Source organism: Shewanella sp. TB7-MNA-CIBAN-0143 (assembly GCF_040310065.1).
Classification (GTDB): Bacteria; Pseudomonadota; Gammaproteobacteria; order Enterobacterales; family Shewanellaceae; genus Shewanella.
The window spans coordinates 1-270 of sequence record NZ_JBEOPL010000106.1 but is presented as its reverse complement, the minus strand read 5'-3'; the positions used below and the strand labels follow the sequence as shown (position 1 = coordinate 270).

At 43.3% G+C, this 270-nt stretch carries 1 protein-coding gene; it reads right to left on the bottom strand.

Annotated elements, in window-relative coordinates:
* The coding region (locus tag AAEY97_RS21300) for an oxidoreductase (RefSeq protein ID WP_502959480.1) at positions 1–270 on the bottom strand (270 nt) is incomplete at both ends.

Here is a 270-nt window from a genome sequence, read left to right as displayed (position 1 = left end):
CTTTAATACTGCGGGTTATTTCGAGAAGTAAACGGGCTCTATTTTGTAAACTTCCCCCCCATTTATCGTTGCGCTTATTGGTAAGTGGCGATAAAAACTGGGCAAGTAAATAGCCATGCGCTGCATGTATTTGTACGCCATTAAAACCGGCTTTTTCGGCTTGTAGTGCAGTTTGTGTAAAGCGGGTAATAACATCGTCAATGTCGGTTTGCGTCATTGCCTTTGGTACGCCAAATAAGTGCGAGTGCTTACCCATATTAAGTGCAACAC